We start from the raw sequence: 18,796 nt of genomic DNA on the forward strand, positions 1-18,796 counted from the left end.
TACTATAATTTAGAAAATTAAGCTATATGAGTAGAGGATTTATAGTAAATTCGGTATACTAAATAATAGGAAAAATGAGGAGGAAATGACAATGGCACATCATACGAAAGAAACGATGGAATTGATTAAGGAGCTTGTCTCTATTCCAAGTCCGTCTGGAAATACAGAGAAAATCATTCGTTTTATTGAAAACTATGTAAGTGAGTGGAATGTAGAAACGAAGCGTAACAATAAAGGCGCTCTTATTTTAACGGTAAAAGGGAAAAATGATGCACAGCACCGTTTATTAACAGCACACGTTGATACGTTAGGTGCGATGGTAAAAGAAATTAAGCCAGATGGTCGTCTGAGTCTTTCTATGATTGGCGGATTTCGCTGGAACTCTGTAGAAGGGGAATATTGTGAAATTGAAACATCAAGTGGTAAGACGTATACAGGAACGATTTTAATGCATCAAACGTCTGTACATGTATATAAAGATGCAGGTGAGGCGAAACGCGATGAGAAAAATATTGAGGTTCGCATTGATGAGCGCGTATTTTCAGCTGATGAAGTACGTGAATTAGGAATTGAAGTAGGAGACTTCGTTTCATTTGATCCGCGCGTTCAAATTACAGAGAGTGGATACATAAAATCACGTCATTTAGATGACAAAGTAAGTGTTGCGATTCTATTAAAATTAATTAAGCGATTACAAGATGAAAACGTAACATTACCATATACAACTCATTTCTTAATTTCTAACAATGAAGAGATTGGATACGGTGGTAACTCTAACATTCCAGAAGAAACGGTTGAATATTTAGCGGTTGATATGGGAGCGCTAGGTGATGGACAAGCATCTGACGAGTATACAGTATCTATTTGTGCAAAAGACTCTAGTGGTCCGTATCATTATGCACTACGTAAACATTTAGTAGAGCTTGCGAAAACGAACAATATTGAATATAAAGTAGATATTTATCCGTACTATGGATCGGATGCATCAGCCGCAATTCGCGCTGGATTTGATGTGAAACATGCATTAATTGGAGCAGGTATTGATTCTTCTCATGCATTTGAGCGTACACATGAAAGTTCGATTGCTCATACAGAAGCACTTGTTTATGCATATGTATTATCAGAGATGATTGCAGAATAAGAAAAGAAATAGGCTACCTCTAGTAGCCTATTTTTTGTGTGCAGAGAAATCGACTTTATTTAACAAAGAGTAAATTAATTGTAATTTATTTTACAATATTAAGAAATTAGGTTTACTACATAATTCGAGTATTATAAAATAATAGAGGCGCACTAATTTTTTTTGTTCGAATTTGCAGGGATTTATATATTAAGATTACGCGTTATTAAAAGATGATTGTCGAGAGGAGTATTATTTTTTATGAAGTATCGTGCAGTCGCGGCAGGTATTTTAGCCGCAAGTTTATTATCGTCTCCAGTAAGTAGTTTCGCAGCAGCGAAGAAGTTTTCGGATGTTCCTTCATGGGCGCAACAATCAGTTGATTATTTAGTAGGAAAAAAGGCGCTTGATGGAAAGCCAGATGGAACGTTTTCTCCATCTGAAGCAGTAGATAGAGGATCAGCTGCAAAAATTTTAGCAGTCGTTCTTGGTTTACCAATTGATCCAAAAGCAAAGCCATCTTTTAAAGATGCACAAAACCATTGGGCAGCTCCGTACATTGCTGCAGTGGAAAAAGCAGGTGTAATTAGTGGAGATGGTACTGGTAAATTTAATCCATCAAGCAAAATTAACCGTGCATCTATGGCATCTATGTTAGTACAAGCATACTCATTAGATAAGAAAATTATTGGAGAACTTCCAACACAGTTTAAAGATTTGGAACCTCATTGGGGTAAGAAACAAGCTAATATTTTAGTAGCTTTAGAGATTTCTAAAGGTACGGGAAATGGCTGGGAGCCTGAAGGAACTGTAACTCGTGCAGAAGCAGCTCAGTTTATTGCGATGGCTGATCAAAATAAAACAGATACATCAAAAAGAATGTATATGAACAGAAACTTTATTACATATCATCAACCATCATTATCATCCGGTATTACTGATGTTCAGCATAAGCCACAAATGGTTGTAGTGAAAGAACAAAGAGCAGACGGCTGGTTAAAAATTGTAACAAGTAAAGGTGAGAAGTGGACACCTCTAACAGAAAAAACAGAAACGATTAATGAAGGATTTACTACTTATGAAACAGCTTCACATAGTTCTAAAGTGCTAGGTACATATAATGCACAAACAGTAACGGTTATGGAAGAGAGTGGAAGCTGGATTCGTATCCGCGTAGGCGCTGGTTTCCAATGGGTTGATAAAAATCAATTAAACCCAGTAAAACAAGAGAACTTCTTAGAAGGTAAAGCGATTATTATTGATCCAGGTCACGGTGGAATTGACTCGGGTAATGTTGGTTATTACGAGAAAGAAAGTCAAATCGTATTAGATACATCTTTACGATTACAAAAACTATTTGAGAAAAAGACACCATTTACTGTTAAGTTAACACGTACGAACGATACACGCCCAGGAGTAGATGCTAGTGATTCTTTAAGAAAAAGAGTAGAATTTGCTAATGAAAATAAGGGTGATATTTTCGTAAGTATTCACGGTAACGGTTCGGATGAAAAAAATGGACACGGTACAGAAACATTCTATTATGCAGCAGCACCGACAAGATCAACGAATCCACATACGGAAGACAGTCGCTTATTAGCAGAAAAAATTCAAAAACGCCTTGTAGCAGCACTTGGGACATATGACCGTGGTGTGAAAAAGGATAATTGGTACGTAATAAAATATAATACAATGCCAGCTGTATTAGCAGAATTAGCATTTGTAGATAATAAGAATGATGCAAATAAAATCGCTACACCAGCACAGAAACAAAGTGCAGCAGAAGCAATTTATCAAGGTATTTTAGACTATTACGAAGCAAAGGGTAATAACGTATCTTCTTTCCGTTAATACAATAAAAGAGATTGCCAATAGGCAGTCTCTTTTATTTATTAACGTTTCTCTTTATTTCAGGCATGTGATATCATTTAATTTTATATAAGAAAGTATTGTAATTATAACGATATAGAGGATGATCATAGATTGAATAATCATAGGAAAACACCTGCATGTATATATACGTATGCATTTCGTGAGGAGGAGCGTGCTTTATGTTACTTAGAAATGCGCTCGTTCTTTGGAATGGAGTCCCACGTTAATATTTTGAAAAGTGATGTCAAAATTGACCCGAGTAGAAGTCCTTTTATGAAAGAGCGCGTTGAGGTTATGTATGAAGGAGACGACTTAGAAAGTATTTTGGAACAAGTAGAACAAATTGATTTGGCGGGGGCGACGTTCAAAGTTATCTTCGTTAAAATTAATGACCTTGTTGGAGAGAATAAAATTGAATATGGAGAAAGACGTCTGATAGAGCGAGACCTCGGCATGCATATTGAAGGAGAAGCGGATGTTCGTAATCCAGAGCGTGTATTCGGGATTGTTCCTCTTGGAGGACGCTGGTATTTCGGGCACTATGTAGAAAGTGAACCAGTTTGGTATCACCACATAAAAAAACCACGTAGCTATTCGACATCTCTTAGCACACGCGTTGCAAGATCCGTTGCAAATATTGCGGTGCCAAATCCAGAGGGAGTAAGAGCGATTGATCCGTGCTGCGGCATTGGAACGGTTGTAGTAGAAGCTCTTTCGATGGGAATTAACATCGTTGGTAGAGATATAAGCCCGCTCGTTGCGATTGGAGCGAGAGAAAATATTGCACACTTCGGATTCGATGGGACGATAACGAAAGGCCCGATCGAGGAGATTACGGATAATTACGACGTCGCAATTATCGACATGCCATATGACTTATTTACGCACGCAACACCAGAAAATCAGCTCTCCATTCTTTCAAGCGCGCGCCGCATTGCTAAAAAGGTAGTCGTTGTTACAATGGAAACAATGGACGATATGATTCATGAAGCAGGATTTGAAATTACAGATCGCTGCACTACAAAAAAAGGAACATTTTCTAGACAAATTCTTGTTTGTGAATAAGGAAGAAAGGTCACCCGTTTGGGTGACCTTTTTTTGCTTTGTATGAATGTGTGATTGGTTGGTGGAATGGAGGAGGGATTTGGCGAAATTTGTCGGTAAGTCGATATTCCATGTCGAATCGTCGATAAATTTAAAAAATCGCCGATATATTGTGTGAAATCGCTGATATATTCCGAGAATCGTCGATATCGTTATATTAGAATATTACCGTTCTTTTAATTTCTCTTGTTGTGCAAGTAGTAAATTGCGCAAGATGTGTCCGCGGTAACTTTCTAGTTTGCGTCCTTCATGATAACGCACGCCTAATTTTTTTAGTTCAGCTACGTACCAGCCTTTTGTTCCATAGTACATTGAATCACTTCCTTTTTGCTTTTGAACAGTATATGTTGGGGGTGGAAGTAACTTTCCATTGAAAATAATAAGCCTGGCTGTATCAAGTGGTTCCATAAAATAGCTTCTGGATCGTGTATAAAAAAATAGACAGTAGTGTATGCTTTTTTAAACAATGTATACAAATTTATACCCTATGCGTTGGCATGATATTTGCAATAAAAAGAGTATCAACATATAGGGGAGAGATGGAAATGAAGGTTAGTAAAGTGTATACAACAATTGATGCACACGTAGCTGGGGAACCACTTCGAATTATTACAGGAGGTGTGCCAAAAATAAAAGGAGAAACGCAGCTAGAAAGACGGGCATACTGCATGGAACATTTGGATCATCTTCGCGAGGTTCTTATGTATGAACCGAGAGGACATCACGGTATGTACGGTTGTATCATTACTCCGCCTGCGAGTGCTCACGCTGATTTTGGTGTGTTATTTATGCACAATGAAGGATGGAGTACGATGTGTGGACACGGCATTATCGCTGTTATTACAGTCGGAATTGAGACAGGTATGTTTGAAGTGACAGGTGAGAAACAAAAGTTCATTATTGATAGCCCTGCTGGGGAAGTCATTGCGTACGCAACATATAGGGGGAGTGAAGTAGATTCCGTATCATTTGAAAATGTTCCTTCATTTGTATACAAAAAAGACGTTCCTATTAAAATAGATAACTATGAGTTTCAAGTAGATATCGCATTTGGCGGAGCTTTTTACGCTGTTGTGGATAGTAAAGAATTTGGTTTGAAAGTTGATTTTAAAGACTTAGCTGCTATTCAAACGTGGGGCGGTAAAATTAAGCGCTACATTGAGAGTCAGATGGAAGTGAAGCACCCGCTTGAAGAAGGGTTAAAAGGAATATACGGCGTTATTTTTTCAGATGAGCCGAAAGGGGAAGGCGCAACGTTGCGAAATGTAACGATCTTCGCTGACGGGCAAGTAGATCGTTCTCCTTGCGGCACAGGAACTTCTGCAAGAATCGCAACCCTTTTTGAAAAAGGTATTTTACAAAAGGGAGAAATATTCATCCACGAATGCATTACTGACGGGAAATTTGAAGGGGAAGTATTGTCGGTAACAGCGGTACATACATATGAAGCTGTCGTTCCGAAAGTAACGGGGCATGCATTTATTACAGGATTTCATCAGTTCGTTATAGACCCGAGAGATGATTTGAATCGGGGATTTTTGTTAGGATAGAAGAAGGAGGTGGAAAGATATGCTAGTCATAAGCGCGAACGAACAACGAAACTTAGTAAATATGAATGAAGTCATTGAATACGCAGCGCTTGCTTTACAAGAGTTTTCCGCAGAAAGAACGATCACACCAATTCGCGGTTCATTACCATTTGCGAATGAGAAAAATACTGCATTAATTATGCCCTCAGTAGCGGAAGGACTTGAGGCACTTGGCTTAAAAGTAGTAACAGTAGTCCCCGAGAACAAAAAGATAGGAAAGAAAACGATAAACGGGATTGTGATACTATCAGACTTTCAAACGGGAGAACCGCTCGCACTTTTAGAAGGCTCGTACTTAACGATGATTCGAACAGGAGCCCTATCAGGAGTAGCGACAAAACATTTAGCTCGTCATAACGCAAAAACGTTATGTATTATCGGGACAGGAGAACAGGCGAAGGGAATTGCGGAAGCTGTATTTGCAGTTAGACATATTGAAAAAGTCATTTTATACAACCGAACAGAAGAAAAAGCGTATGCATTTGCGCAACATATACAAGAGAAATTTGGTAAACCTGCTTACGTTTACACCAATGCAAATGAGGCAATAAGCGAAGCAGACATCATCGTCACAACTACGAACGCATCCACACCAGTCTTCTCAAAAAAACTACAAAAAGGCGTCCACGTAAACGCCGTCGGTTCATTCAGGCCAAGTATGCAAGAACTACCATCCCACGCTATTGGTAATGCAAACAAAGTAGTAGTCGAATCAAAAGAAGCAGCACTAGAAGAAACAGGGGACCTTCAAGTTCCGATAAAAGAAGGTCTATTCGAAGCTAGCAACCTCCACGCCGAACTCGGTCAAATTATAAGCGGAGAAAAAGCCGGCCGCGAAAACGATGAAGAGGTTACTGTTTTTAAATCGGTTGGTTTGGCGGTAGTGGATATAATTGTTGCGAAGTATTTGTATGAGAGAGCGGTGGAGCGCGGAGTTGGGGAGAGGATTGAGTTTTGAGAGGGGCTGCCTTTTGGTGGTCTTTTTTTGTTGATATGGAAAAATGTTATTTTTCCATAATTTTTATTACTGCTGCTATCTTTTTAAATAGCATACTGATCTCATCAAAATCTATGAAACCAAGAACGGCGTTTGTAGTTGAAGTAGAAATCAATTCAAAAATAAAATGTTTTTTTAAGTGAAGGTTGTCTCGCTAATCTGTGAGGTAATAAGACAAATTTTTTCTCTCATAAACTAAAGGAAAAGTATTGAGAGGAGAAGGAATATGAAAGGTGTAATTAGAGCTGTTAATATTAAGGAAATTGTACCTATTTATGTAGAAAGTGTTTCTGAAACAGTTAAGGGTAGGATGATGAATTGTATAAAAAATGGAGAAGGGGTATCTATTCTTCCTAAAGTAGAGAAATCCCTCGATGGAAAAAAGTATTATTTAATATCGGGATATATAGCATATGAGGCTTATAAGAGTGTGGGGAAACAGTATATTGATTGCATTGTCAGCGCACTGTCTAATGAAACTGAGCAAACAGTTTTATTATTACAAAGCATGTTTCAAGTAGCCGGAGTTAATTGGATGGATAAATCTATTTTGATTTTTCAACTATTAGAAAAGGGATTAGATATAGATAAGATTGCAAGACGAGTAGGGGTGAAAAAACAAGATTTAGAGAGATATTTGATTCATTCGGAAATTCCACCTGAAATAGCAAATAAAGCTTACGATTTACAATGTATACCACTTGTGGATAAAGTCAGACGTTTACATGTTACGTATAACTTAAAGTATCGTCTTTATGAAAAAGCGGTGTTAAATAAGAGGGGCTCAGAGAGGTTAACGCATGATAAGTTGGAGAAAATAAAATGGTTGTTAAATTCCACTAGCTTTAATGAACTTTATGATATAGAGCTTCAGTGGGAGCATATGCTGGACATGATGAACTATAAGAAGTTATTAATAAATCAGTTTCAGTCGAAAATTGAAAGGCAATTATCCCAGTGGGGAAATCCCTCGGATGATGATGATTTTCCAAGGCTACCAAATTAGATAAAAAACGTATTTTCAAAGGGGGGAGGAATCCCCCTTTGAATTATTCTATATATACTTAGAGGGGCAGTTCAAATTTTATTCTGCCTTGTTTACCATTCCCGCCATTCTTCTGTTATATCTTCCTCAGATTCTAAGCCAGCTATTCGTGCTGCTGTATCAATAAATTCATAGAGATCTTCTCTTTCCATTGTTTCGATGAAATGGTCATGTTCAATATTTAATTCATTTAGTTTAATAACTACCTCTTTAACAACTTGCATTACTTCGACTTCGGTTGGATTCTCACCTAATTGCTGTAAATTGTTAATGTAAGTGTCAAGAACCTTATTTGTTGCACTTATATTTTCTTCAGTGAAAAATTCCCCATCTTCATCATACTCAACCCATGAGGTTGTTGGTTTGTTCTTTTTCAATTCATCAAATGTCATGATAACCTCCTAAATGTGTTTTTTATCTTTAATCTCATTCTACATTTTCAATCATATATAACAATCATTTAAGAGGAATTTTTTAGGCTACTAGTTTTTTAACTTATTTTGCTCTTCGCATCAATATAGTTTATCGCAAGAATGCATGAATAGATTTCAAACCTTCTAGTTTTACAAAAAAGTTTGACTTTATATAGAGGTAGTGGTAATTTAAAACTTATAAGAAAACTCGGGATTAATTCCGAGTTTTCTTATGGGTATAACTAGTTTGAGGGGGCCGAAAGATGAAACGGAAATTATTTGCATTACCATTTGTCCTAATACTACTTATTGCATTAGCGGCTTGTTCTGGAGGAAAAGATTCTTCGGAGCAAGCAGGCACTAGTAAATCAGGGACTCCGAAAGATGGAGGGACGTTAACGATTGGTGTTAGCGATAACCCAGAGACGATGAATCCGCTTTATGCGAATGATCGTGTGTCGTTAACGGTGCAGCAAGCTTTATATGCACCGCTGTATCATATGGAAGACGGTAAGAAGAAGTTTGTTCTTGCTGAAAGCTTTACGCCTTCAGAAGATCAATTAACGTGGACGTTAAAATTAAAAGATAATTTGAAATGGCATGATGGTAAGAAAATTACATCAGACGACATAGCATTTACATTCCAATCTATTTTAGATGAGAAGCAAAATAGCTCAAGTCGTGAAAACTTTGTTTTTAAAGGAAAACCGCTTGAGGTGAAAAAGGTAGATGAGTTAACAACTCAATTCGTTTTACCACAAGTAAGTGCATCTTTTGAAGGTGTGATGAATGATTTCTTCCCAATTCCGAAACATGTATTTGAAGGGGAAGCAGATTTAGCGAAGAGTAAGAAAAACTTACAACCTGTCGGATCAGGTCCGTTTAAGTTTAAAGAGTATAAGTCTGATGAGTACGTTGCATTAGATCGATTTGATGATTATGTAGGTGGTAAAGCTAAATTAGATTCTATCGTATACCGCGTTGTAAAAGATCGTAATACAGCAAATGTTTCACTACAAAATGGTCAAATCAACATGAAGATGATTGAGCCACAAGACTTTAAGAAATTAGATAGCACTGGGAACTTCTCAATGGTGACATTCCCAGAAGGTAGATTATTCTACTTATCTTATAACATGAATACAGATCTGATGAAGAAAAAAGAAGTGCGCCAAGCAATTGCGCATGCATTAGATAAGAAAGAAATGATTAACTCAGCATTCGTTTCTAGTCAATTTGCAGAACCGGCAAATTCAATTTTAACGCCAGACGCTATGTATTATGCAAAAGACATTAAAGATTATAAGTATGATAAAAAAGAAGCAAAAGATTTATTAGCGAAAGCTGGTGTGAAAGATAAAGAAAAAGTACGCGTTATGTATGTAACGAATAATAAAATTATGGAAAGCTTAGCGCTTTATACACAACAAAAGTTAAAAGAAGTTGGCTTAGAAGTTGAACTGAATGCATTAGATGCTAGTGCAGCAAGTGACAAAAGCTTAGATAAAGAGAATAAAGAATTCGATATTACATTCGGTGGTTACATAATGGGACCTGAGCCAGATTCATATAAGAGCTTATTCTTAAGTAATGCTGAATACAACTATGCACGTTATAAAAACGCTGATTTCGATAAGTTATGGGAAGAAGCTGCGGTTGAAACAGATAAAACAAAACGCGCAGAACTATATCATAAAATTCAAGAGACAGCTAGAGAAGACTTACCTTATCTACCAATTGCGTATCCGAAAGCGGTTATTGCAGTAGATAAAAAGTTTGATGGATTGAAAGAAGCAAAAGCAATTCCTGTCACAATGTTTGAAGATGTATCTAAGATTTATGAAGTGAAATAAGAAACAAACAGTAAAGAAGCTGGTGGAAATCAGCTTCTTTAGCTTGAGGGGGGAAGTTTGTGTATAAAGTAATTGCGAAGAGGCTTTTAAATGCAATTCCGCTTTTATTTGTTATTTCTATTATCTCTTTTTTATTAATAAAACTAGCACCGGGCGATCCTGTTCGAAACTTTGTCACGCCGAATATGAGTCCGATTGATGTTGAGCGTATTCGCAAAAGTTTAGGGCTCGATCAACCAATTTATATGCAGTATATTTTATGGTTAAAAAATATTGTAACAGGGAACTTTGGTTACTCACTGCAAAATCACCGTCCTGTTTTAGATCTTATTGTAGAAAGGTTACCTGCGACAATCTGCTTAATGGGATCGTCTTTACTCGTCTCATTTGTAATTGCAATCCCGCTTGGACTACTTACAGGTGTGAAAAAGAATTCTATCTTTGATCGCATTGTAAACTTTATTTCTTATGTGGGAATCTCAATGCCAGTCTTTTGGTTCGCTTTACTATTAATCTATTTATTCTCTTTAAAGTTGAACCTTCTTCCAAGTATGGGTATGCGTACAGTCGGTCAAGATTCCTTCTTGGATATTGTGCAGCACGGTATTTTACCTTGTATGGTGCTTGCGTTCCAAAACGTTTCTGTTTATATGAGATATATTCGTTCCAGTACAATTCAACAATTAGAAGAAGACTATGTACAAATTCAATATGCGTACGGTGCTTCGAAGAAAACAGTTTTATTTAACCACGTACTTCGAAATGTATTAATACCGATTATTACAATTTTCGGATTATCTATTCCAAGTTTAGTGGGCGGAGCGTTTATTACGGAAACAGTATTTTCATGGCCAGGTCTTGGTTCACTTGGGGTAAATGCTATTTTTAGATTTGATTATCCAATTATTATGGCAATTACATTACTATCATCCTTCATGTTAATTCTCGGTAACTTAATTGCTGATATTTTATATGGCGTAGTAGATCCACGCATTCGAATGAGGGGGTGATTTGGAATGAATAATAGGAGATTTCAAACGATAAAAAGTAGTTTTACGAAAAATAAGTTTGTACTAATGGGAGTTATTATACTGGCGGTTTTAACGATTGCATCGATATTCGCATTTGTATCACCGTATGATCCTAGTAAAATGTCGATTCCAGATCGCTTACAAGAACCGAGTATGAGTCATCCTTTCGGAACGGATGATTACGGAAGAGATTATTTAACGAGGGCGTTATATGGTGGACGCGTTTCACTTGCGGTCGGTTTCCTTGCGATGGTTGTATCTGTTACAATCGGTACCGCAGTTGGGACGATTAGCGGATATTTTGGCGGAAAGTTAGACAACTTCTTAATGCGAGTTGTGGAAGTGCTTATGTCAATTCCATCATTCTTCTTAATGTTACTATTAAATGCTTATTTAAAACCAGGAATTACAACGTTAGTTCTTATTATTGGATTACTAACATGGATGGACACCGCTCGTATCGTAAGAGCAGAGACTTTATCTGTAAAAGAGCGTGAGTACGTTTTATATGCAAAAGTGTCAGGACAAAAATCACTCACGATTATTGTAAGACATATCATTCCTAACATTTTATCAACCATTATTATCGCCGCGACATTAACGATTGCGACATCAATTTTAATGGAATCATCACTTAGCTTCTTAGGTTTAGGTATTAGAGAACCAGATTCTTCTTGGGGCAGTATGCTAAACAATGCGCAAGGATATATCGGTGAAGCTTGGTATTTAACACTCTTCCCAGGATTCCTTATTCTTTTAACAGTCCTAAGTTTTAACGTAATTGGTGAAGCGTTGAAGAAAGCTTTCGCACCAAAAGGAGCTGGAAATGAAAACTAAAGTGTTACGTGAAAGGAGTGAGAAGCGTGTCTGAAAAACTACTAGAAGTGAAAAATTTAAAGACTTCTTTTTTCATAGAAAGTGGAGAAGTGGAAGCTGTTCGTGGTGTTACATTTCGTTTAAATAAAGGAGAAGTAGTTGGTATCGTTGGGGAGTCTGGAAGCGGAAAGAGTGTAATGGCGAAGTCCGTTATGTCCCTCGTTGCATCACCAGGGAAAGTGAAAGAAGGGGAGATTCTTTTTCATAATGAAAACATCCTTTCTAAATCTGAAAAAGAATTACGTTCTATTAGAGGAAATCAAATTTCACTTATCTCGCAAGATCCAATGTCTGCGCTAAATCCAGTTGTGAAAATTGGGAAGCAAATGACGGAAGTAATTATACGGCATCAAAAAGTAAAAAAGAAAGAAGCAGAGCAGATCGCGGTTAATTTGTTAAAACAAGTCGGTCTTTCGTCGCCAGAAGAAAGGGTAAAGCAATATCCGCATGAACTAAGCGGCGGTATGAAGCAGCGGGTTATGATTGCGATGGCAATGTCTTGTAACCCTGATCTTCTCATTGCGGACGAACCGACGACAGCGCTTGATGTAACGATACAAGCACAAATACTAGATTTGATGAAAAACTTAAAAAATGAAACGAATATGGCGTTACTTCTTATTACGCATGACTTAGGAATAGTCGCGCAAAACTGTACACGCGTTATCGTTATGTATGGCGGTCTTATTATGGAAGAGGGACCTGTACTTGATATTTTCCAATCGCCGAATCATCCATATACGAAGGGGCTATTAAACTCTTTACCGAAAATATCGAACGGTGTAAAAGAAAGGCTCGCACCAATTCAAGGTGTAACGCCAAACTTATTACACCCGCCACAAGGTTGCCCATTCGCAGAGCGTTGCCCGCATGCGATGGACATTTGTGAAAAAGAACGTCCACCGTATTTTGAAATCGGAGACGGAAGGCGTTCCATGTGCTGGTTAAACGATAAGACAGTAGGTGATTCCCATGCATGAAGAAAATTTAATTGAAGTTCGGAACTTAAAAAAGTATTTTCCTATTAAAAAAGGACTATTCGGCAGAAAAACAGAGCAATTAAAAGCAGTCGATGACCTAAGCTTCACAATTAAAAAGGGTGAAACATTTGGATTAGTAGGAGAATCTGGCTGCGGAAAATCAACGACAGGAAGAAGCATCATTCGCTTACATGATGTTACTTCAGGTAACGTTTTATTTGACGGAAAAGATATCGCAAGTTTAAAGGAAAGTGAACTAAAAGAATATCGAAAACGAATGCAAATCATTTTCCAAGATCCATACGCATCATTAAATCCGTCGATGAACGTATTCCAAATTATTAGTGAGCCAATGAACATTCATGGATCTTATGAAAAAGAAGAACAAAAAGAAATCATATTAGACCTGCTCAAAAAGGTAGGCCTAAAAGAAGAACATCTATATCGCTATCCGCACGAATTTAGCGGGGGCCAGCGCCAGCGCATCAGCATCGCGCGCGCACTATCTGTAAAACCAGATTTCATCCTATGTGACGAACCGATCTCAGCACTCGATGTTTCAGTCCAAGCGCAAGTCGTAAACATGCTGCAAGACATACAAGAAGAAACAGGCGTCACATACTTATTCATCGCGCATGACTTATCGATGGTAAGACACATATCAGACCGAATCGGAGTCATGTACTTAGGAAACATAGTAGAAATTGCCGATAGCGAAGACCTATACACAAAACCGGCACATCCATACACACAAGCACTACTCTCATCCATGCCAGAACCAGATCCAACAAAAACAGGGAAAGATCGGATCATTCTAGAGGGAGAAGTACCAAGCCCGCTAAACTCACCATCCGGCTGCAAATTCAGAACGCGCTGCAAATTCGCCACTGAAAAATGCGCACAGGAAGTACCGAAGATGGTCGAGATTGCGAAGGGGCATGAGGTGGCTTGTCATTTGTTTTAGAGTAGGGGAAAAGCATCGGGGGAACCTGGTGCTTTTTGTTGTTTTACGTGGCATCCAGCTAACAAAGTAAATTATTAGATACGAAATGCTTCTTGTTCAAAAATAAAAAATTTTGATTAACAGTGCTCCGAAATTAAGTGGAGAAATCATCATAACTAATAGTAGTAAATTTGGAAAGGCTTTATCTGAAATTGAACTTCCTATATTTCCATCTCCCCAAAAAAGATTTATAGTTAGAGTGTAAATCTTCCTAAGGAGAGGATATATTGAATAAGAAAAAAAGAGTGAACATTGCTATTTCTACAATTTTATTATTAATAGTAGGCTACATATCTTATACAACGTACAGCAAAAATATTACGCAAGATAAAGCTTCAAAAGTAGCAATAAATTATATGAAGGATAAAGAAAATATAGATCTTGTAGTTACTAAAGTTGATATTTTACATGGAGTACGTGATGGTTTTATTGATGTAGAAGGTTATTCTAAAAATGATAAGAAAAAGGTAATCCGCGTTACGATAAACAAAACGCAAAACTATTTAGTCTCCGGTTGGGGATTTAAGGATTAAAGGTTACCTATTTAAATACATTGTTCTTTAAACATTTCGTTGTAGTATCTTTTGATTTGAAATAGCTATTTTTATATTATTCCCTAATTTTTTCATATTGAATGATTTCAATATAAATTAATGTTATCAGATTGATTGAAAACATAATTTGTTTATCGAAGGAAGAGGAAAAAGATAGACAATTATTGTAATGTTCTTGAACAAGATACAAAATATAGAATAGTGGTTAAGTTTATGCTCTAATTACTACAAAGTGCAAATATTAAAGTGCTTTATAGGGGGATATTGCAAATGGAGAGATGGAAAAAGTTTTCGATGATTGTAGTCAGTATCGTGGTATTGGGTATATTTATAGGATATATGGTAGGAATGTCTTTCAATCCCGGAAGTGACAATAAGCAAATACAAGAGAGAACAGTTGATGCCAAAGGAGAGGAAATTGACAATTTGGCCAACTCTGAGGGTGTCATAATCGACTCTATGCACAAAATGTTGCATCAAAAAGTAATAGCTGATAAAAAGAGTGGTTTTATCGTAATGTCTCCTGAGAATATTAAAAAGCTTCGTCACTTGTTAGATCAAAGCGATAAAATAATGGAAAAAGAAAAATATGTTGAGATTTTAAATCGTTGGGAAAAAGGTGATTTTTCTCAAGCGGTTGAGGAACATGATTATATGTGGGAGCAAGCAGGTGGAGAAAGTGCGGGAAAAGCAAAAAGATTAGCTACTCCAAAAGAAGAAACAGCATATCTCAAAGAACAAAGCAAAAAAGAAGGTTCTAGTACAAAAATAGAATAAAAGGTAATAAAGTGTATAGATTCCTAATAGAAGTGTATCTTATGTTGCAAGCTCCAAAAATTGTGTTATCTACTCTATTGATATTGTTATATTTGGAGAGTAGATAGTAAAAGGGAGATTTCAAATTGAGTTCTCCCTTTTACAATTTACTTGAAAAATAACTTCCCCTTATAAGTTTCTATATAGATGCGCCCGTCGCCCTCTTCTTTTATTTCGCTATCAAAATGTTTTATCCAATCAACAATGCCTCGATCACTTTCTGTGACATTTTCTCTTACATATAGATATGAATGAATTGATTTATACAATGTATAGTTAGTTAAAAGCCTTTGACTAAGAGAAATAGGAGTCTCTGAACTTGGAGTCTCTTGAATTATATATGGAGATGGGAGAATGTTATTACTGTTAACATATGCATAATATTTAGACTGATTAATGGCCCATTTTAGCCATATGATTTGAACTATTATTATAACTATGGTGACAATTTGTTGTGTTTTTTTAAAACTTCGTTCTGGAAAAGAGTAGTAGATGAAAATCGGAATAGCAAATAAACCAACCCAAGCTACCCATTTGTCTATTGGGGCACCATTTATCCAGAAGATAATTCCTAAAGCTTTTGTAAATAAAAATAAACAAACAAGACTTGTGAAAATTATTGATAAATAGTATGTTTTGTTTTTCATGATTTTCTCTCCAAAATATATGTTCCTAAAACGAGTATAAGAGTATTTTACAAAGTGTATATCATATAGATGTAGAGTACAAAATAGTAACTTAAATTAAATATGGCAAGCATAACGCGTTGGTAAGTTTTACTGGCTCCAGCTGAAAATAAAACGCCTATAAGTGGTGCAAATAATCCAATCTTCCAAAATATATTTGCTGAGCCACCTATTTCTAATGTATCTTCATTTACTATAGTTAAAAGAGCGTAAGGTACACAAGCTAAAGATAATATAGCCCACTTGTTCAAAGTGTCACCTCCCTTTCGTTGTTTTAATATAAATAGTAGGAAAAAGTTTTTATGATTTGGAAGTGTATCCTATATATTTGGAATATTAGGCTATAATAAGTTATTATTTGTGCTGTTCATATATCCACCCATTTTTCCCGTTTTGAAATCATATTCCAATGTTTTAGTTCCATATTCAAATTTCATTACTATTGAAACTTTAGTATTATCTTTCCATGAAATTTCATAAAGGTCTGAACTATTAACAATATTAAAATTAGCCACCCTTATTTTTGTTTTCTCTACAAGTTTGTTTTTTTCTTTAAAGTAAATTTTTATGTATTTATCATCGAAGAGATGTCCATATGAAATCCCCGTAATTTCTATGTGATTTGCTTGGTTGGATGACGTATTTTTTACAATTGGTTTTTCGTTTTCTTGAAAAAACAGCCAATAAATAGGATATAGAATAAGTATAAAAATCATACTCATACCTAATAAAAATTTTAATATGCAACCGCCAAAATCGTGGTCTACCATTTTATCATTACATAGCCATTGGCCCATATTAGTTTCACCACTCAACTTTAGGATAATTAGATAGAAAACTTCTAAATGATTTAAAGTATCACTTTGTTTAACCTCTTACTAAGAATAGAATGTTAACTATATTTATAAATTATTATCTTCATTTTGGAAATGATTTTTATACTTCAATTGGTTTAATTTACCACGAAGTGAAACGAACCGCCAGTGTTTTCGAATGATATCTATATGTAAATGTTAGACAGGCTTCAAGTTTTAGTGCAAAACAATAGCTCAAGTATTCTACGGCATTTCAAGGCTTTAAATGAGAAAATACTTGAGCTTGGTGAATCTTATAAAGTAGGTATTTATTTTTCTTAAGTTGATACACATGAGATGTTACCTCTATAATCTTCTTTTTTTCGTTTCATAATGATTTATTATAAATAATACATGTCATAATCAAAAAAGAAGAAAAGTAAATTTGAATATTTTTTCTGTTATAAAGTTTAAAAACCTCTACATATAAGTAGAGGTTTTTAAGTTGCACATTAATGAATTATACTTTTTCAGATAAACGAAGATCATAGAATACATACTTTTAACTAGATTTATTATTAACTAATTGATCCCCACCACCAAGCTCCGCCTCAATCTGCGAAGTCTTCGATGACTCATCCATACGCCAATACGTAATAAAGCTGATCGCGATACATCCGGCTACGTAGAAGTAGAATAGTGATTCCATTCCGATACTCTTTAGCCATAATGCGATAAACTCGGCTGTTCCGCCGAATATTGCAACGGTTAGTGCATATGGTAAACCTACGCCAAGTGCGCGAATTTCAGTTGGGAAGAGTTCTGCTTTTACAATTGCGTTAATCGATGTGTAACCAGTAACGATAATGAGACCGACCATCATGAGTAAGAACGCTACGATTGGTTCTGTCGTTTTTTCCATAAAGAAGAAGATTGGTGCTGTTAGCAATGTTCCGAGAATACCGAATGCCATTAATAGTGGACGGCGTCCGATTTTATCGGATAGTAGCCCTGCAATCGGTTGAAGTACGACGAATATAAGTAGTGCGACAAAGTTAATCCAGCTTACAACTTCTTTCGGAAGACCGACTGTGTTTACCATGAATTTTTGTAAATATGTTGTGTACGTATAGAATGCAACAGTGCCTCCGAGTGTTAGACCGACTACTGTTAATACTGCTTTCGGGTGTTTCATAAGAGCGCGAACAGTTCCTGCGCTTTCGCGTTTTTGTGATTTTATGTTTGAAAACTGCTCTGATTCATCCATCGTGCGGCGAAGCCATAATACAGCTACTGCGCCCATCGCTCCAATAATGAATGGAATACGCCAGCCCCAAGCTTTCATATCTGGTTCGCTTAGTAATTGCTGAAGAACAATTTGAACGCCTAACGCAACCATTTGCCCAGCAACGAGCGTTACATATTGGAAGCTTGAATAAAAACCACGGCGACCACTACTAGCCATTTCAGATAAATATGTGGCAGAAGTTCCGTACTCTCCGCCAAGTGATAATCCTTGTAGTAAACGGGCAAGAACTAAAATAATTGGTGCCATAATACCGATGCTTTCGTAACTAGGTGTACAGGCGATAATAAAAGAACCACCTGCCATAACTGTAATCGAAAGCGTTAATGCTGCTCGGCGTCCGTGCCGATCTGCATAACGTCCCATTAGTAAACTTCCGATAGGGCGCATTAAAAATCCAACTGCGAAAATAGCCGCTGTGTTCAATAATTGACTCGTTGGATCGCCTTTAGGAAAGAACTCTGCTGAAAAATAAACAGCAAAAGCAGAGTAAACGTACCAGTCGTACCATTCAATTAAATTACCGACAGAACCTTTGAAAATATTGCCGGCGACTCGATTGGATTTTGCTTGAGCCATAATCATTCCTCCTCTTGCTTATAAATAAAATGATAATTATGAAAGCGTGTTCATTATAGCTGAATTGTACTGTTTGTGAAATGTAATCTCAATATTATGACAATTTTATTCTTTTTGTACTTTATGTACATGGAGAGTTTTAATAGTTGCTTCATTATTCGTTTTGTCATAATAATAG

At 36.4% G+C, this 18,796-nt stretch carries 19 protein-coding genes; 13 read left to right on the top strand and 6 right to left on the bottom strand.

All coding sequences use genetic code 11. The features are described from left to right. Window positions 1–91 precede the first annotated feature (91 nt). The 3 genes from ACTFR9_RS18880 (at window position 92) to ACTFR9_RS18890 (ending at window position 4,057) form a co-directional block, all read left to right on the top strand. Entirely contained in the window at window positions 92–1,141 is a 1,050-nt protein-coding gene (locus ACTFR9_RS18880) for a M42 family metallopeptidase (protein ID WP_000930097.1), read from the top strand. A gap of 240 nt (window positions 1,142–1,381) precedes the next feature. Continuing rightward, entirely contained in the window at window positions 1,382–2,971 is a 1,590-nt protein-coding gene (locus ACTFR9_RS18885) for an N-acetylmuramoyl-L-alanine amidase (RefSeq protein ID WP_000877253.1), read from the top strand. A 132-nt stretch (window positions 2,972–3,103) separates the two neighbouring features. After that, the gene (locus ACTFR9_RS18890) at window positions 3,104–4,057 is read left to right on the top strand and encodes a TRM11 family SAM-dependent methyltransferase (RefSeq protein ID WP_001059296.1); all 954 of its coding nucleotides are present in this window, start codon (window positions 3,104–3,106) and stop codon (window positions 4,055–4,057) included. Window positions 4,058–4,261: 204 nt separating this feature from the next. On the opposite strand, the gene ACTFR9_RS18895 is transcribed toward ACTFR9_RS18890, so the two are convergent. Further along, on the bottom strand, window positions 4,262–4,504 hold the full coding sequence (locus ACTFR9_RS18895; protein ID WP_139264484.1) for a YflJ family protein: 243 nt from the start codon (window positions 4,502–4,504) through the stop codon (window positions 4,262–4,264). Between the two features lie 89 nt (window positions 4,505–4,593). On the opposite strand from ACTFR9_RS18895, the gene ACTFR9_RS18900 reads away from it, so the two are divergent. The 3 genes from ACTFR9_RS18900 to ACTFR9_RS18910 all read left to right on the top strand — a co-directional run bounded on the left by ACTFR9_RS18900 (window position 4,594) and on the right by ACTFR9_RS18910 (window position 7,688). Then, complete coding sequence (locus ACTFR9_RS18900; RefSeq protein ID WP_316250957.1) at window positions 4,594–5,646, top strand: proline racemase family protein; 1,053 nt, start codon at window positions 4,594–4,596, stop codon at window positions 5,644–5,646. Window positions 5,647–5,665: 19 nt separating this feature from the next. After that, window positions 5,666–6,643, top strand: coding sequence for an ornithine cyclodeaminase family protein (locus tag ACTFR9_RS18905; protein WP_229136814.1), 978 nt, complete (start codon window positions 5,666–5,668; stop codon window positions 6,641–6,643). A gap of 265 nt (window positions 6,644–6,908) precedes the next feature. Further along, window positions 6,909–7,688, top strand: coding sequence for a ParB/RepB/Spo0J family partition protein (locus ACTFR9_RS18910; protein ID WP_000679347.1), 780 nt, complete (start codon window positions 6,909–6,911; stop codon window positions 7,686–7,688). 92 nt (window positions 7,689–7,780) lie between these two features. Here ACTFR9_RS18910 and ACTFR9_RS18915 read toward each other — a convergent pair whose 3' ends face one another. Continuing rightward, a complete protein-coding gene (locus ACTFR9_RS18915) occupies window positions 7,781–8,119 on the bottom strand; it encodes a hypothetical protein (RefSeq protein ID WP_000141777.1) in 339 nt (112 codons plus the stop codon). A 284-nt stretch (window positions 8,120–8,403) separates the two neighbouring features. Here ACTFR9_RS18915 and ACTFR9_RS18920 point away from each other — a divergent pair, with 284 nt between their 5' ends. The 7 genes from ACTFR9_RS18920 (at window position 8,404) to ACTFR9_RS18950 (ending at window position 15,214) form a co-directional block, all read left to right on the top strand. Further along, entirely contained in the window at window positions 8,404–9,993 is a 1,590-nt protein-coding gene (locus tag ACTFR9_RS18920; RefSeq protein WP_048557123.1) for an ABC transporter substrate-binding protein, read from the top strand. Between the two features lie 59 nt (window positions 9,994–10,052). Beyond that, on the top strand, window positions 10,053–11,003 hold the full coding sequence (locus ACTFR9_RS18925; protein WP_229136815.1) for an ABC transporter permease: 951 nt from the start codon (window positions 10,053–10,055) through the stop codon (window positions 11,001–11,003). 6 nt (window positions 11,004–11,009) lie between these two features. Further along, window positions 11,010–11,861, top strand: a complete 852-nt coding sequence (locus ACTFR9_RS18930; protein WP_001065309.1) for an ABC transporter permease — start codon at window positions 11,010–11,012, stop codon at window positions 11,859–11,861. Window positions 11,862–11,887: 26 nt separating this feature from the next. Continuing rightward, window positions 11,888–12,880 carry an ABC transporter ATP-binding protein gene (locus tag ACTFR9_RS18935; protein WP_048557124.1) on the top strand — a complete coding sequence of 331 codons (993 nt, stop codon included), beginning with the start codon at window positions 11,888–11,890 and terminating at the stop codon, window positions 12,878–12,880. After that, window positions 12,873–13,844 (top strand): ABC transporter ATP-binding protein, encoded by a 972-nt coding sequence (locus ACTFR9_RS18940; RefSeq protein ID WP_000544145.1) that lies wholly within the window; start codon window positions 12,873–12,875, stop codon window positions 13,842–13,844. Before ACTFR9_RS18935 ends, ACTFR9_RS18940 begins: the two co-directional genes overlap by 8 nt. A gap of 266 nt (window positions 13,845–14,110) precedes the next feature. After that, window positions 14,111–14,416, top strand: a complete 306-nt coding sequence (locus ACTFR9_RS18945) for a hypothetical protein (protein WP_001035403.1) — start codon at window positions 14,111–14,113, stop codon at window positions 14,414–14,416. Between the two features lie 291 nt (window positions 14,417–14,707). Continuing rightward, window positions 14,708–15,214: a PRK06770 family protein gene (locus ACTFR9_RS18950; protein ID WP_000442990.1), complete on the top strand. Its 507-nt coding sequence runs from the start codon at window positions 14,708–14,710 to the stop codon at window positions 15,212–15,214. 146 nt (window positions 15,215–15,360) lie between these two features. Here ACTFR9_RS18950 and ACTFR9_RS18955 read toward each other — a convergent pair whose 3' ends face one another. The 4 genes from ACTFR9_RS18955 to ACTFR9_RS18970 form a co-directional block, all read right to left on the bottom strand. After that, the gene (locus tag ACTFR9_RS18955; protein ID WP_000792411.1) at window positions 15,361–15,900 is read right to left on the bottom strand and encodes a hypothetical protein; all 540 of its coding nucleotides are present in this window, start codon (window positions 15,898–15,900) and stop codon (window positions 15,361–15,363) included. Window positions 15,901–15,947: 47 nt separating this feature from the next. Further along, window positions 15,948–16,190 carry a hypothetical protein gene (locus tag ACTFR9_RS18960; protein ID WP_001045660.1) on the bottom strand — a complete coding sequence of 81 codons (243 nt, stop codon included), beginning with the start codon at window positions 16,188–16,190 and terminating at the stop codon, window positions 15,948–15,950. A 90-nt stretch (window positions 16,191–16,280) separates the two neighbouring features. Continuing rightward, window positions 16,281–16,736: a hypothetical protein gene (locus tag ACTFR9_RS18965; RefSeq protein WP_440049010.1), complete on the bottom strand. Its 456-nt coding sequence runs from the start codon at window positions 16,734–16,736 to the stop codon at window positions 16,281–16,283. 559 nt (window positions 16,737–17,295) lie between these two features. Continuing rightward, window positions 17,296–18,618 carry an MFS transporter gene (locus ACTFR9_RS18970; RefSeq protein ID WP_000035818.1) on the bottom strand — a complete coding sequence of 441 codons (1,323 nt, stop codon included), beginning with the start codon at window positions 18,616–18,618 and terminating at the stop codon, window positions 17,296–17,298. Window positions 18,619–18,796: the final 178 nt, after the last annotated feature.

This window comes from Bacillus cereus group sp. MYBK222-1, assembly GCF_051916425.1.
Taxonomy (GTDB): domain Bacteria; phylum Bacillota; class Bacilli; order Bacillales; family Bacillaceae_G; genus Bacillus_A; species Bacillus_A paranthracis.

What these genes read in the sequence shown, in the direction of transcription:
- ACTFR9_RS18910 (WP_000679347.1), top strand. Translation starts at nt 6,909, where the DNA reads ATGAAAGGTGTAATTAGAGCTGTTAATATTAAGGAAATTGTACCTATT.
- ACTFR9_RS18965 (WP_440049010.1), bottom strand. Translation starts at nt 16,736, where the DNA reads ATGGGCCAATGGCTATGTAATGATAAAATGGTAGACCACGATTTTGGC.
- ACTFR9_RS18885 (WP_000877253.1), top strand. Translation starts at nt 1,382, where the DNA reads ATGAAGTATCGTGCAGTCGCGGCAGGTATTTTAGCCGCAAGTTTATTA.
- ACTFR9_RS18905 (WP_229136814.1), top strand. Translation starts at nt 5,666, where the DNA reads ATGCTAGTCATAAGCGCGAACGAACAACGAAACTTAGTAAATATGAAT.
- ACTFR9_RS18950 (WP_000442990.1), top strand. Translation starts at nt 14,708, where the DNA reads ATGGAGAGATGGAAAAAGTTTTCGATGATTGTAGTCAGTATCGTGGTA.
- ACTFR9_RS18930 (WP_001065309.1), top strand. Translation starts at nt 11,010, where the DNA reads ATGAATAATAGGAGATTTCAAACGATAAAAAGTAGTTTTACGAAAAAT.
- ACTFR9_RS18970 (WP_000035818.1), bottom strand. Translation starts at nt 18,618, where the DNA reads ATGGCTCAAGCAAAATCCAATCGAGTCGCCGGCAATATTTTCAAAGGT.
- ACTFR9_RS18915 (WP_000141777.1), bottom strand. Translation starts at nt 8,119, where the DNA reads ATGACATTTGATGAATTGAAAAAGAACAAACCAACAACCTCATGGGTT.
- ACTFR9_RS18940 (WP_000544145.1), top strand. Translation starts at nt 12,873, where the DNA reads ATGCATGAAGAAAATTTAATTGAAGTTCGGAACTTAAAAAAGTATTTT.
- ACTFR9_RS18900 (WP_316250957.1), top strand. Translation starts at nt 4,594, where the DNA reads ATGATATTTGCAATAAAAAGAGTATCAACATATAGGGGAGAGATGGAA.
- ACTFR9_RS18895 (WP_139264484.1), bottom strand. Translation starts at nt 4,504, where the DNA reads ATGGAACCACTTGATACAGCCAGGCTTATTATTTTCAATGGAAAGTTA.
- ACTFR9_RS18920 (WP_048557123.1), top strand. Translation starts at nt 8,404, where the DNA reads ATGAAACGGAAATTATTTGCATTACCATTTGTCCTAATACTACTTATT.
- ACTFR9_RS18955 (WP_000792411.1), bottom strand. Translation starts at nt 15,900, where the DNA reads ATGAAAAACAAAACATACTATTTATCAATAATTTTCACAAGTCTTGTT.
- ACTFR9_RS18880 (WP_000930097.1), top strand. Translation starts at nt 92, where the DNA reads ATGGCACATCATACGAAAGAAACGATGGAATTGATTAAGGAGCTTGTC.